Genomic DNA, 13,410 nt, shown 5'->3' with positions numbered 1-13,410 from the left:
AAGTACAATGAAAGCGTGGCGGTAAAAAAGAGAGACTTAAAATGCAAGAAGTATATGATCGAATCTTAAAAGATAAAAATGCGCCTCAAGGCACTGCGCAAAGCAACTTAAAATGCGCTTTATATTTGGTTTTATGTCTTTATAAGATTAATTTTAATGACGTAAAATCTTTAAGTCTTATGTCTTATTTGCTTTCATCAGTAGGTTATAAGGGCTCTCTTCTTAATATAACGAAAGATCAGTACGAGGCTCTTGCCGCTGAATTGGTAAATGAGGGCTCGCTTGTTTTGATCGGCGACTATTCGGCATATTCCCGCCCCGGCGCATTAAAAGAATTTGTTGCTAAAATTCGTGCCAAAAAACTCAACACTTCAGGAACAGATGACTTTGTTTATTACATCGAGGATGACAAGGGCAGGGAATTTTCTTTAGTTACCAAATTTGCGCTGCTGCCAGGAGATGAAGCAAAAGTAAAAGCAAATTATGACAGCGGCAAGGCTTATGTGTTTGAGTTGGTGACAAAAAGAGCAGCGGTCATCGGCAGAATACAGCAGCTTAAGAAAAATCATATCGAACTTATTCCTGATGAGCCGAATTTAGGCTTTATCCGCTTTGTATTTGAATCTCCCGAGGCTGTGGGAGAGGCTTTGCCCGGCGACATCGTGATTGCTGAAATTACCAAGCGTCAAGTGTTTTCATGCCTTATTAAAACCAGAAAAGTAGTAAAGGATTTAGGCTCTTTAAACGACAAGATAATAAGAGCAATTTTAAAGCATGATATTCCTAATTCATGGCCGGATAACCTTATTCGATCTTTAAGCCGCGTTCCTAGTGTCGTAAAGCAGGATGAGTTAAAAGGGCGCGTTGATGTAAGAGATCTTCCCTTGGTAACAATTGACGGTGAGGATGCTCGCGACTTTGACGATGCTGTTTATGCAAGACAAGAAGAAAAAGGCTGGACTCTTTATGTGGCGATTGCCGACGTTTCTTATTATGTAAAACCGGGAACTTTGCTGGATAAAGAAGCATTGCTGCGCTGCAACTCAGTATATTTCCCTAACTATGTAGTTCCGATGCTTCCTGAAAAATTGTCAAACGGTATTTGTTCTTTAAATCCTAATGTCGATCGTATGTGTATGGTGTGTGAGCTTAGCATCGACAATAGCGGCAAAACCAAAAAATACTCATTTTATCCTGCCGTAATGAGGTCACATGCACGACTTACTTATACAGAAGCTTGGCGTATGATAAGTGAGCAATCATGTGAGTTTGAGGAGCATAAACCTTATATTCATGATTTAAGCGTTTTGCATGATTTGTATAAGGCCTTGCGTAAAGCTCGAGATAATCGCGGAGCAATTAATATAGAAAGTGAGGAAGTTAAATTCATTTTTAATGAAAATCTTGAAATATCAGGCATAAGCCCGGTTGTAAGAAATGATGCTCACATGCTTATTGAAGAGTGCATGATTGCCGCCAACGTTGCAGCTGCCGAGTTTGTAAGTTCACGAAAATCTCATACTTTGTATCGTATACATGCCAAGCCTACGGAAAAGAAACTTACTGCGCTTAAAGCCTATTTAAGCCGCATCGGTTTGGAGCTTCCCGGCGGAGATGACCCTTCATCTATGGATTATGCCCGTTTCGTTAAGCAAATTGAAAAGCGTGAAGATAATAAAATCATAGGAGAACTCTTACTTCGCAGTTTGTCAAAAGCCGAATACAGTCCTGATAATATCGGACATTTCGGATTGGCACTTGAAAAGTATGCGCATTTTACTTCTCCTATTCGCCGTTATCCTGATTTGCAGCTGCATCGAGTGATTAAACATTTACTTGAGAAAGAGAAAAAACGTGACTGGGGTAAAATCGGAGCTCGCGCTTACACTAAAGAAGAACTGCAGGTTTTAGGTACACGCTGTTCAGAGCGCGAGGTTGAAGCCTTTTATGCCGAGATGGACGTCGATGCAGATCTTAAATGTGAGTATTTAAAGCAGTTTATCGGGCAGACATTGGACGGAACGATTACAGCATGTACTAAGTTCGGTATTTTCGTACGCCTAAATGATTTTTACATCGACGGTATGATCCACATCGCTTCTTTTGATGAGTTCATGACCTTTAATGAGCGTTCGCAGACTTTACGCGGCGGTACCGGCCGAGTTTTTGCAGTAGGAGATAAGATTAAAGCTATTTTGGCCGGAATCAATACTGATGAACATAAGATAGAGTTGTTCCCTGATACCAATGAAAACCGTATCATGATTCGGAGTACGGCGGGTAAAAAGAAAACAAAGAGCAAGAAATCACAAGTAAAAGCTAAAGTAATAAATACTGCTGTTGATAAGGACGCATTTTTTAAATCAATTGCCGATATAACGAGAAATCAAACAGCCACAGCAGAGGATGCTGTATTAAGAGAGGAGGAGCAACCCAAGAAAAATCTTCCTGTAGCTGAAGAATTCGGTGATGAAGTTCTTTTTACTGAAAGCTCGGAGCATAAAAAACACGGAAAGAGACATAAGAAAAAAGCGAAAAGCCAGAAAAATGCAACCGGTAGTAAAAATGGTAAAAAGAAGCGTAAAAAGTAATTTTGAAGTATAGTTTTTATCGAAGATAGGCAGAATAAGTGCTAAACTTGGCTGCCTTTCTTTTAGGTCTCAAGATATTAGATGGGAACAAAAAATGATACGTAGAAACGGTAAGCAGAATCGTGAATTGGTATATGGGGTAAACGCTGTTGAAGCGGCTTTGGAGACAGCACCTGAAAAAATCGTTAGCGCCTTTATAATTAAAGGACGTGAGGATGATAAAAGGATTTCCCGTATTATGGCTTTGATGAATAATTATGGAATCAAAGTCCAGACTGCGATGCGTCATACTTTGGATGAAATCACCGATAACGGCGTACATCAGGGAGTGGTTATTGAGATGGTAGCAACGCCTCCTAAAAATGAGGGAGATCTTGAAGAGTTGCTTGATACTCTAGAAAATCCTTTTTTCCTGGTGCTTGACGGTGTGACTGATCCGCGTAATTTAGGTGCTGCTATGCGTTCGGCATGGGCAGCAGGAGCTCACGGCGTAATTGTTCCCAAAGATAAATCTGCATCTTTTTCTCCTGCTGCCCGAAAGGCTGCGTCAGGCGCTGCTGATGTTCTGCCCCTTTTTGCCGTGACCAATTTGGCAAGAACGCTTGAAATGTTAAAAGAGCGTTTTGTTAGAGTGATCGGTATGGACGGTGAGGCATCAGACAATATTTATGCTACTGATTTAACCGGACCTCTTGCTATTGTTATGGGATCTGAAGAAAGCGGTATGCGCCGCCTTACTCGTGAAAAGTGTGATGATATAACTAAAATCCCGATGGCTGAAGGAGTTGAAAGCCTGAATGTTTCAGTAGCGGCAGGTATTGCGCTCTTTGAAGCGGTAAGACAAAGATCTGTTCGTTAATTCAATCCGGAACTATCGGCATAATAGTAAAAAATTTCCTGCCGATAGTTTGTGCTGTCTTTTAGTAAGCTTGTTAACTAATTATGTTTTATATAATTTTAACGACGGCATAATCGTTATGTTCTGGAGCATCCGGCACCTTTAATTGTTGAGTATCCTCCTGCCAATTTTTGCACTTCAATTTGAGTTCTTATTCTTTCTTTTAATTTTGCTACATGTGAAATTACTCCGATAAGTTTACCTTCCTTTTGCAATGAAGCGAGAGTATCAAGAGCGCTTTCAAGGGCTTCGTCATCAAGCGTACCGAAACCTTCATCAAGAAAAAGAGAGTTTACCTGAACATTTTGGCTTGCCATTTTGGAAAGACCCAAGGCAAGGGCCAGACTTACCAAAAATGTTTCACCTCCCGAAAGATTTGAAGTGGGACGATGACAGCTGAATTGATATAGATCAATAACGTCAATTTCAAGCGGTCTTTTTTCATCATTACTTACACAGAGCTTGTAGCGATCGGTAAGTTTTGACATTTCACGATTGGCAAGATTGATTAAATATTCAAGAGATATATTCTGTACGAATTTACGATATTTTTTGCCGTCGGCGGTTCCTATGAGAGAGCAAAGGCGATGATATCTTGTATAAATATCTTCTTGTTTTTTATATTCTTTTGCTTTCTCATCGAATTTTTTGGCATTATCAAAATGTTTTTCAATAAGGGAACGCAAATATCCCTTTTGTTCACTTAGTTTATTGAGTTCTGCTTTATTGTTTTGAAGTTTTAGCGCTGATTCTTCTTCGTTTTGCTTTAAATCCGGATCGTCTGACATTGCGTCAATTAGTTTTTGATTTTCTGTAATTTTGGTAGTAAGCGACAGCAAGAGATCTTGAAGGTGTTTTTGTTCATTTATCAGTACGTTAAGATCCTTATCGTCGATTAAAGAGTGCTCAAAATCTGCAACATTTAAGAATTGATGAGCTTGAAGTGCATTCATGAAAGCATTTTTATCAATGGAATATTGAGTGCTGAGTAAGAGGCGGTTTTTTTCTTTGACGCTTAAAGATCCTTCTTTTTGAGCTATATGCGAGGTGATGTTTTGTATATTATTTGAAATTTGTTTTATTGAATTTTCCAAATTTACCAAAGTTTCATCAAGCTCAGTTTGATAAGTTTTAACATTATTATTGCCAAAAAGATTGGAGCGCTCTTCTTTAACAAAAGAAAGCATTTGGTCTTTTTTTGCATAATCCTTAGTAATATCGTTTAACTGAGTTGCAATTAAATGTAATTTTGCAGTTTCAGCATCGTTTATACTTTGTTTTTCAACAATTTTTTGTCTGCAGGTTTCCTCTTCTTTTTGATTCTTTTTGTAGTCATCATTTTTATTTTGTAAAACTGAAATGGCGCTAGAAAATTTTTTTAGATATTCATCAACACTTTCAGTTTTATCAATTTTTATCAGGTGATTTGAAAATGCATTGCTTAAAACACTGCACTTTTCATCAATTTCTTGTTTTAAATTAGAAATTTCATTATTAAGAACTGTATAGCGAGAGCTTTTTTCATTGATCTCGGTGTTTATTACGGCACGTTGTTGTCTTTGTGTGTTAACTTGTGTTTGAACTTTAGAAAGTTGATTTAAGATCTTTTGTTTCTCATCATTGATGTTATCCACATCTTTGATGATGTTTTGTATTTGTGAAAGAGAAAAAGAAAATTTATCTTTAAGATCGAATATGTTGTTTGCGTTATATTCATCTATGCCTTTTATATTTAGGATGGACAGCTGTTCTGACAGCGTTTTTTCTCTTTCTTCTATAACAGTTTGTTGATTGGCTATTTCTGTCAGTAATGTCTGTTTTTGTTTTTCTTTGTGTTCAATATCGCCGCTGATTTTTATAAGTTGAATATTTTGTGTGTGAATGTCTTTTTCAAGAGCCTCATATCTTTCTTTAAGATTGTTAAGTTCAATTTCATCCTTATCTGTCCAGGGAATTAAGTCAGATGCATACGGATGAACGGTGCTGCCGCACAAAGGACACGGCTCACCTTCTTTAAGCTGATGACGCTGCTCATCAAAAGTCATAGCTTTTTGCTTTAAGTTGTATAGCGTTTCTTTTAGTTTTAGATCTTTTTGCACTAACAATTGCTCGTTGCTTTTATCTTTTAGCTGCTGAGAATTCTTACTTTGATTTTGAGTAAGTTTTGAAATATCTAAAATAAGTTCATTAAGTTTTGAAGAGTCTTGATTGTGCTTTTTGTAAGTCTCAAGAAGTTTATCTGAGGCGTTGATTAACGCTGAATAATTTTCGGCAGACTGTCTGTACTCTTGGATATTTTTGCCTGCAAGCAATGCTGCAAGCTGTGTGTTAACCGATTGTTCTTTATCATTTAATTTGTTAAGCTCCGTCTCATTTTTCTCTAAAGAGACTGCGTTTTTTTCATTTTCTTCAGATAGTTTTTTAATTGCAGCATCTAAGGCGCTGCTTTCTTGAACTTTGCCGGTTAAATCTTTATAAAACAAAGTATTAATTTGCTCAAGCTTGTTTTGCAGTACAGAAATGACTTCAGGAAGCGTTGCGTCAATAATATGCTCTTTTAAGTATTCAGATAACTTTTTGTGTTCGCTTTGCAGCTTTAGTAAAGATTTATTATTGTTTTCTATGGATTTTTTACAAATACTTTCTTTTTCTATTAAATTTTTTTGACTGTTTTGTAATTGATTAAGTTCGTCTGTTCCCGCTTCAATCTTTGCATCGAGTTCAATTACTTTATCTGAAACTTTCTTAAAAGCGTCTGCTTTTTCCTTTTGCTTTAAAAATGCTGCGTTCTTGCTTTTAAGATCAGTCTCTAATGTGTTTTTGTTTTCTTTAAGTGCAGATAATGTAGTATTTAAAAACTCAATATCATCATTAAGTTCTTGTATACTTTTTTCTTTATCTTTCAAGCTAAAATAGTCGTTTTTGATTAAATTAGCTTGTTGCGCATTGTAAATTTTTATTTCTTTAGGCTTAAACTCTGTAAATTTTGCAGAAAGAGACTCTTGTTCAAGCTTAAGAGCTTGAGCTGAGTTTTTTGCCTTGTTAAATTCGGTAAATTTATTTAAGGTCGTATATAAATATTGATTCTCATTTTCCAGAAGTTTTACTTTTTCCGTAATTTCATTTACTGCACTTTCTTTTTCCTTTAATTCTTCTTCATTAAGAATCTCAATATGTTCAAGAGATTCTTTAAGGTGATCTAAAAGCAGTTTAGCTTCTTTGTCTTTTTGATAGACAAATTGAGATATTCGTGAATAGATTGCTGTCCCGGTGAGTTTTTCAAGAAGCTCGGAACGCTCATTGTCATTTGATTTTAAAAAGTTGGCAAAATTACCTTGCGCAAGGAGCATAGATTTAGTGAACTTGTCAAAATCAAGACCGGTAATTTCTGCAACTTTGTTAGGGACGTTGCGTCCTGAAGCAATATCTTTCCCGCCTTTAAGATCTTTATCAAGTTCGATTAAAAGATGGGTTTTATTTTGCAGCGCTCCACCCATCTTGTTTCGGGATCTATGCTGTTCAAAGGAGGCAAGATAATATTTATGCGCACTTTCAAAAATCACCCTTGCCATACACGTTCCTTCAGAACGCGTCATGATCTCATTGGTGCTGCCTACATCGTTAAGACGCGGAGTTTTTGAGTAAAGAGCAAGGCAAATAGCGTCTAAAATAGTTGATTTTCCTGCACCGGTAGGGCCTGTGATGGCGAAAATACCGCTTGATGTAAAGGCTTCATCGGTAAAGTCAATATTAAAAGTTCCGCGTAAAGAATTAAGGTTAGACAGTTCTACTCGTAAAACTTTCATTTTGCATCAGCCTCCTCATCTATCATTAATCTCCTGATTTCTTTATATGTACTTATATATTCAGGACGATCTTTTTCTTCAATTCCTGCAGATTCCAAAAGTCGTAAAAAGACGCTGTCTTCATTTAAATCAGTAAGTTGTTTTATTTCATCATATTGTGATAATGCTTTACCAAAGCAGCGATTGTCTTTTATTCTTAAAATTTCAATTAAAGAATTTGACGTAAGGCTATCGATGCGGTTTTTTATGGTTATTGCGTCTTCTTGTCCTTCTAAAAGAATTTCAACCATAAAAGGTATGTTTTCTTTTTTAAGCTCTTTTAATCGCCTGCTTATTATGTCTAAATCGCCTTTTATTCTGACTAGTTTTTTAGTTTGGGAAAACGGAATTAAAGAGAGTTTTTTATCATCTTTGTCAAATTCGATAAGGCAAGCATGTTTGGTTTCCGTTTCGCCAAAGTTCATGGGAAGAGGAGTGCCGGAATAACGAATATATTCGTTTTGCTTGATTTTGTGTCCGGTGTGCAGGTGTCCTAGTGCAATGTAGTCATAGCGTGGATCAAAAGCGTCGGCTTCAATCGGGCAGAGCGATCCGACAAAAAGATCGCGTGCAGTGTCAGTATCGCTTATAGCGTCACCAATCATAAAAAGATGTGCCATGGCGATTACCGGAATTTTAATATGGTAATTATTTAATATCTCTTCTTGTTTTAAAAATGCCTTAGCGGATACTTTTCTTATATGTCCGATAACTGCTTTTTTATATTCAGCGTGTATTTCATCCTCGTTTTCATCTATTAAAATACGTCTTATATCCCGTTCACGAAGATAGGGGATGGCGCATATGATTAGAAAAGGAATTCCGTTATCTTCTAATACGATGATTTCTTTATTGATATTTTCAATATCAATGCTTGATACGATATGAATATTAAAAGAGGAAAGTAAAGGATCGGCAGCTTTTAGAAAGTTCGGAGAATCGTGGTTCCCGGCAATGAGCACTGTATGCTTTAGCTTTGTTTTAGTAAGTTTGGCAAGAAAGTCGTAGTAAAGTTTTTGTGCGTCAAGTGCGGGCATGGATGAGTCAAAAATATCTCCCGCTATCAAAAGAACATCAATGTTTTCTTTTTTTATTATTTCTGTAAGCTGATCTAAGATTTGACAGAACTCATCGGTTCGGGATTTTCCGTACAGATTTTTGCCAAGATGCAAATCCGAGGTATGAAGAATTTTTAACATAAAGCGTGCTGCCGTAATAGAAATATGTATTTATAAATTACTAGGTTTCATGGAGACTTGCTATAGAATTTAAATATCTTTGATTTTTGCTGAATTTTTAATGGGCTAAACTGATGATATGGGGTACGGTGTTCTTAATTTGAAAAGGTTAAGGGAAAAATTTTTGTTTCTTTTGATTGGAAGTTTGGCTGATACGCTTAAAACGGCATAGATTTGCCTTTTTAAGAAAAAATAGATGGTTTCATTTATTGAAATTTATAAAAAAAGCAGTAAAATATTTGCCGTTTCAGTCGCGTGAGTTTTTTAGATGGAAAAAACCGCGTTAGCTTCCTTGTCTGAATAATGACTGATATTTTCAGACTTCTACCGTAAGGGGCATTTATTCATGCGTCACTACGAAATCGTATTCCTGGTACATCCGGATCAGAGCGATCAGGTACCGGGTATGATCGAGCGCTATAAGGGCGAGATCGAAAAGACCGGCGGTAAGATTCACCGCTTAGAGGATTGGGGCCGTCGTCAGTTGGCTTACCCGATTCAGAAATTGCACAAAGCTCATTACGTTTTAATGAACGTTGAAGCTGAGCAGGAAGCAATTGACAGCATTGAAAACAATTTCCGTTTTAACGATGCCGTAATTCGTAATCTTGTTATTCGTACTAACGGCCCGGTTACCGAGCAGTCTCCTATGATGAAGGCTCGCGAAGAGCGCCGTGCTCGTGAAGATGACGGCGAACAGCGTCAGCATGCTGCTAAAGCAGAAGCCGAAGTTGTTGAAGCTGCCGAAGAAACAGTAGCTGAATAAGGAGAACTTGAAAATGGCTCGTTATTTCCATCGTCGTAAGTTCTGCCGTTTCACTGCTGAAGGCGTAACTGAAATCGATTACAAGGATGTTGCTTTATTAAAGAACTATGTTACCGAATCAGGTAAGATTGTTCCTAGCCGTATCACCGGTACCAGCGCTAAATATCAGCGTCAGCTCGCTACCGCTATTAAGCGTGCTCGCTATTTAGCACTTTTACCTTACACCGATCTTCATAGCCGTTAATTCGGTTTTTAAAGGAATTGCAAAATGGAAGTCATTCTGCTTGATAAACTCGCTCACTTGGGCGGACTCGGTGACAAGGTTAAAGTTCGCAACGGTTATGCCCGCAACTACTTGTTACCTCAAAAGAAAGCCGTTATGGCTACTAAAGAAAACTTAGCTAAATTCGAAGCTCAGCGTGCTGAACTCGAGGCTAAGATTGCAGCTGAGCTCAAAGCCGCCGAAGATCGTGCAGCTAAGCTTGCTGAAATTGGTACCGTAACTATTCTTGCTAAGGCCGGCGACGAAGGCAAACTCTTCGGTTCAATCGGAACCCGTGATATTGCTGACGCTTTGACCGCAGCAGGCTGCGAAATTCACAAGAGTGAAGTTCGTCTCCCTGAGGGTGTTTTACGCTCTGTCGGTGAGTACGAAATTGCTCTCCAGCTTCACGCAGATGTTAAGTCTGTAATTAAGTTGGTTATCGCTGCTGATAAATAATTCAGTAAAACGCGATTAAAAAAGAAGGCGAGTATTTAAAAATATTCGCCTTTTTTATTTTTTATAAACAACCTGATTGGTCAATGTTTTAATCAAGTTGTTTATAACAATGGGCATTAATTAAAGTTTGTTATTCAACTTCGACTAATACTTCGATTTCGCATGCAATTCCGCCTGGTAAAGTATTTACACCTATAGCTGTGCGAGCAGGAACTCCGATGTTTTCACCGAAAATTTCTTTTAACAAATTAGAACCACCGTTAACAACCTGAGGTTGCATGGTGAAGTCATCTGCAGAATTAACAAAAGCTAAGACTTTTACAAAACGTTTGATTTTATTTAAATCACCGGTCTTTGCATGTAAATTGGCAAGGAGATTTAACATACAGTTGTAAGCAGCTTTTTGTCCTTGCTCTAAAGTTAAATCCTTACCTACTTTACCAACAACATTTTCACCGTTATCAAGTGCAGGACCGCAACCTGAACAATATAAAAGCTTGCTGTTCTCGCCGAACTCAACAACTGGAGTATAAACACCACCTTTTGGAGGAGGGGACGGTAAAGTGATTCCCATTGCATTGAGCTTATCGTATACGTTTGACATTTATTTCTCCTGTTTTATTAAATAGAAATTTTTCTGTTACGGGCAACAACATCCCATTTGTTAACAATTTTTCCTTTTTCTGCAACTAACACAAATGGATATAATGCAGTAGTGGGGCAAATGTGTGTCGGAATAATATAAAGAACGGATCCGATTTGCGGAATATCTTGTTCGTATCCTGGTTTCATTTTAAAAACCCAATGTTCTTCACTTTGGAATAACTCCTCAACTTTATCGGATAAACCTACTATTTCTCCTCTTAGTACCTTTGGATCTGATGCGATTGCTTTATAGCCGCAATCAACTGTGAAAATACCATTATTGGGATGACTGATCACTCTAGTTAAAACGCATGCTGCAGGCTGGTATTTCATGTCTGGTAAATTGCATTCGTATCCGTAGTCATTAACGAATAATGTTCCGGGTGAACAATATACTTTTTCGTATTTATCATAACAAGGGAATGCTGGTGAGCCGCCTGCGATAATTATCAAGTTAATATTAAAATCTTTATTGATTTTTTCTATAATTGGCATTAATTGATTCATTGTTGTATCAACTGACTCACGACGTTTAATTAAATCTTTGTCATTATGATTTCCGTCGTAACAATGCAAGCCACACAATTGAATATTTTTTAAATTTTTTATACCGTCTGCAAGTAAATTAAGTTTTTCAATAGGTACTCCAGTTCTATTCATTCCCATATTTACGTCAATAAAGAAATGAATTATTTCATTAGTGCATACAGCTTCTTTTGACAATAATTTTATTTGTTCAAGATTGTCTCCGATGGCATAGAATTTTTTTTCTCTAAATGTTTGTTGAAGCTTTATATAGCGTTTGATATTTGGCCCGATTAATGGATAGGCTAATAAAATATCTGTCGCAGGCGTATTTGCAACCATTTCGCATTCTGCAATGGTGGCACATTTAAATTTTGTTATACCGTGTTTGACAAGATTGTTTACCATTTGCGGAATTTTATGTGTTTTGACATGAGGCCATAAGCGCTCAGAAGTGTGAGCCATATTAACGGCTTTATTAATGTTTTGATCAATAATATCTTTATAATAAATGAGTTGAGGAGAGATTATCTCTTCATGATCTTTTATTTCATACATAACTAGCAACTCCGTTAATCGAAAATTTTCATACAAAAATTTTGATAAATATTATATTTCAAATAAATTATTTTGTGATGAGTTGTTGAAAAAATAATTTTATTTTGTCTTACAATACAAATTACTTTGCAAAAGGATCTAATTATGCAAACAATTAACGAAATAATGCCTATATTACAACGTTTTATGAAGGTTATATCACATCAATTTGGAGATAATTGCGAGGTTGTTCTTCATGATTTAACTAAAGGTCTAGATCATTCGATTGTTGCTATAGAAAATGGACATGTGACAGGAAGAAGAGAAGGTGGTCCGAGTACTAATTTAGGCTTAGAAGTATTAAGAGGGTCTCAAAAGGGCTCTGATCGATATGGATATATAACGCATACTGCAAGTGGAAAAATTTTGCGCTCTTCTTCTATCTATTTTGAGAATGATGAGGGAAAAATTATTGGTTCATTTTGCATTAATCTTGATATAACAGATTTACTTAAAGCGCAAGGTTTTTTAAAAAGTCTTACTTATCAAGAGGATAATTCGGAATCAAAAGAGCATTTTGTTCCTGATTTAAATGATATAGTTGAAATTTTGATACATGAATATTTAAATTTAAATAATTTATGTTTGGACAAGATGAGTAAAAATGATAAATTCAATTTAATAAGATTTTTAGATGAGAAGGGAGCTTTTTTAGTTAGAAATTCAAGCGATAAGGTGTGCGAGTTTTTAGATATTTCGAAATATACATTGTATGCATATTTAAAAGATATAAAAAAGTATGAATAATTATTTTTTATATTGAATTTTAATTTTATATAAAAAGATAGGCTAAAGACCTATCTTTTTTTATGCTCCAAATTTGAAATTTTTTTTGATCAAAATCAATATTTATTTTAGAAAAATGCTGATATTTCAAAAAATATGTTATATTTTGATCAAAATTTTTGTAAGAAAATTTTGTTGATTCTAATTTTTAATTTGGAGTGTATATATGGAAAAAGATCTACCCATCTTGCGTGTTTTACGCATATTAATGTTGATCTCTGTTCTATTAACGGGAAGTCCTTTTCTTCTCTTTGCAAACAAGATTTATCCAATGATTTTAGGAATGCCGTTTTTCCTGTTTTGGAGTGTTTTACCTGCAATTCTGTTAACGATTCTATGCGCAATTTATGCCGTAATTGCTAATAAAGCAAATCCTGATTAGGAGAAAAAGAAATGAATTCCACGATCATAATTATGTTTTCAGTCATTATTGCGACTGTTATCGTAGGTCTTGCTCCGGCCTTTGGTAAAAAAGCAGCAAAAAAACAAAGCTCTTCTACTAGTGAGTATTTTTTGGGCTCTAGAGGCTTAGGTGTTGTTTTAACTTTCTTTACTTCTATGGCAACTTGGTATAGCTCATCTCTATTTTTAGGTGGCGTTGCTGAAGTTTATAGAGGTGGTGTTGAGTGGAGCTTTGCTTTTACATCTTCCGCATTAGCAGGTTTGGTTTTCTTTTTAGTTGCTCCGATTATACGAAGAGTTGCAGGTAATAAAAATTATGTAACGCAAGCTGACTTCTTTAGCGATAAATTGCACTCCTCAACATGAACTCTACCCCGTAGAGTAGACCGGTTAAGG

General features: G+C 36.3%; 12 protein-coding genes. 8 read left to right on the top strand and 4 right to left on the bottom strand.

Translation table 11 applies throughout. The features are described from left to right. Positions 1-41: 41 nt before the first annotated feature. Together rnr and rlmB are read left to right on the top strand one after the other, a co-directional pair. Positions 42-2,591: a ribonuclease R gene (rnr, locus tag HMPREF9444_RS01345; RefSeq protein ID WP_009142516.1), complete on the top strand. Its 2,550-nt coding sequence runs from the start codon at positions 42-44 to the stop codon at positions 2,589-2,591. 94 nt (positions 2,592-2,685) lie between these two features. Beyond that, positions 2,686-3,450 (top strand): 23S rRNA (guanosine(2251)-2'-O)-methyltransferase RlmB, encoded by a 765-nt coding sequence (gene rlmB / locus HMPREF9444_RS01340; RefSeq protein ID WP_009142515.1) that lies wholly within the window; start codon positions 2,686-2,688, stop codon positions 3,448-3,450. Between the two features lie 116 nt (positions 3,451-3,566). Here rlmB and HMPREF9444_RS01335 read toward each other — a convergent pair whose 3' ends face one another. Then, positions 3,567-7,295 carry an SbcC/MukB-like Walker B domain-containing protein gene (locus HMPREF9444_RS01335; protein ID WP_009142514.1) on the bottom strand — a complete coding sequence of 1,243 codons (3,729 nt, stop codon included), beginning with the start codon at positions 7,293-7,295 and terminating at the stop codon, positions 3,567-3,569. Then, positions 7,292-8,533, bottom strand: coding sequence for an exonuclease SbcCD subunit D C-terminal domain-containing protein (gene sbcD / locus HMPREF9444_RS01330; RefSeq protein WP_009142513.1), 1,242 nt, complete (start codon positions 8,531-8,533; stop codon positions 7,292-7,294). The genes HMPREF9444_RS01335 and sbcD overlap by 4 nt, the downstream gene beginning before the upstream one ends. A 385-nt stretch (positions 8,534-8,918) precedes the next feature. Here sbcD and rpsF point away from each other — a divergent pair, with 385 nt between their 5' ends. Genes rpsF through rplI form a run of 3 tightly spaced genes read left to right on the top strand, consistent with a single transcriptional unit; the run spans position 8,919 to position 10,059 of the window. After that, entirely contained in the window at positions 8,919-9,338 is a 420-nt protein-coding gene (rpsF, locus tag HMPREF9444_RS01325; RefSeq protein WP_009142511.1) for a 30S ribosomal protein S6, read from the top strand. A gap of 13 nt (positions 9,339-9,351) precedes the next feature. Continuing rightward, positions 9,352-9,582, top strand: a complete 231-nt coding sequence (gene rpsR, locus HMPREF9444_RS01320) for a 30S ribosomal protein S18 (protein ID WP_009142510.1) — start codon at positions 9,352-9,354, stop codon at positions 9,580-9,582. 24 nt (positions 9,583-9,606) lie between these two features. Beyond that, positions 9,607-10,059, top strand: coding sequence for a 50S ribosomal protein L9 (rplI, locus tag HMPREF9444_RS01315; RefSeq protein ID WP_009142509.1), 453 nt, complete (start codon positions 9,607-9,609; stop codon positions 10,057-10,059). A gap of 130 nt (positions 10,060-10,189) precedes the next feature. On the opposite strand, the gene HMPREF9444_RS01310 is transcribed toward rplI, so the two are convergent. Both HMPREF9444_RS01310 and HMPREF9444_RS01305 read right to left on the bottom strand, forming a co-directional pair. Then, positions 10,190-10,663, bottom strand: coding sequence for a RidA family protein (locus HMPREF9444_RS01310; protein ID WP_009142508.1), 474 nt, complete (start codon positions 10,661-10,663; stop codon positions 10,190-10,192). 17 nt (positions 10,664-10,680) lie between these two features. Next, positions 10,681-11,787 (bottom strand): D-TA family PLP-dependent enzyme, encoded by a 1,107-nt coding sequence (locus HMPREF9444_RS01305; protein ID WP_009142507.1) that lies wholly within the window; start codon positions 11,785-11,787, stop codon positions 10,681-10,683. A gap of 144 nt (positions 11,788-11,931) precedes the next feature. Here HMPREF9444_RS01305 and HMPREF9444_RS01300 point away from each other — a divergent pair, with 144 nt between their 5' ends. The 3 genes from HMPREF9444_RS01300 to HMPREF9444_RS01290 all read left to right on the top strand — a co-directional run bounded on the left by HMPREF9444_RS01300 (position 11,932) and on the right by HMPREF9444_RS01290 (position 13,380). Further along, on the top strand, positions 11,932-12,573 hold the full coding sequence (locus HMPREF9444_RS01300; protein WP_009142506.1) for a helix-turn-helix transcriptional regulator: 642 nt from the start codon (positions 11,932-11,934) through the stop codon (positions 12,571-12,573). A 205-nt stretch (positions 12,574-12,778) separates the two neighbouring features. Beyond that, positions 12,779-12,994 carry a hypothetical protein gene (locus HMPREF9444_RS01295; protein ID WP_009142505.1) on the top strand — a complete coding sequence of 72 codons (216 nt, stop codon included), beginning with the start codon at positions 12,779-12,781 and terminating at the stop codon, positions 12,992-12,994. 11 nt (positions 12,995-13,005) lie between these two features. Further along, a complete protein-coding gene (locus HMPREF9444_RS01290; RefSeq protein WP_009142504.1) occupies positions 13,006-13,380 on the top strand; it encodes a sodium:solute symporter family transporter in 375 nt (124 codons plus the stop codon). Positions 13,381-13,410 lie beyond the last annotated feature (30 nt).

It is taken from the genome of Succinatimonas hippei YIT 12066 (assembly GCF_000188195.1).
In the GTDB taxonomy this organism is placed as follows: Bacteria; Pseudomonadota; Gammaproteobacteria; order Enterobacterales; family Succinivibrionaceae; genus Succinatimonas; species Succinatimonas hippei.
The sequence above is the reverse complement of the archived record's forward strand: the minus strand, read 5'-3'. Positions and strand labels throughout refer to the sequence as shown.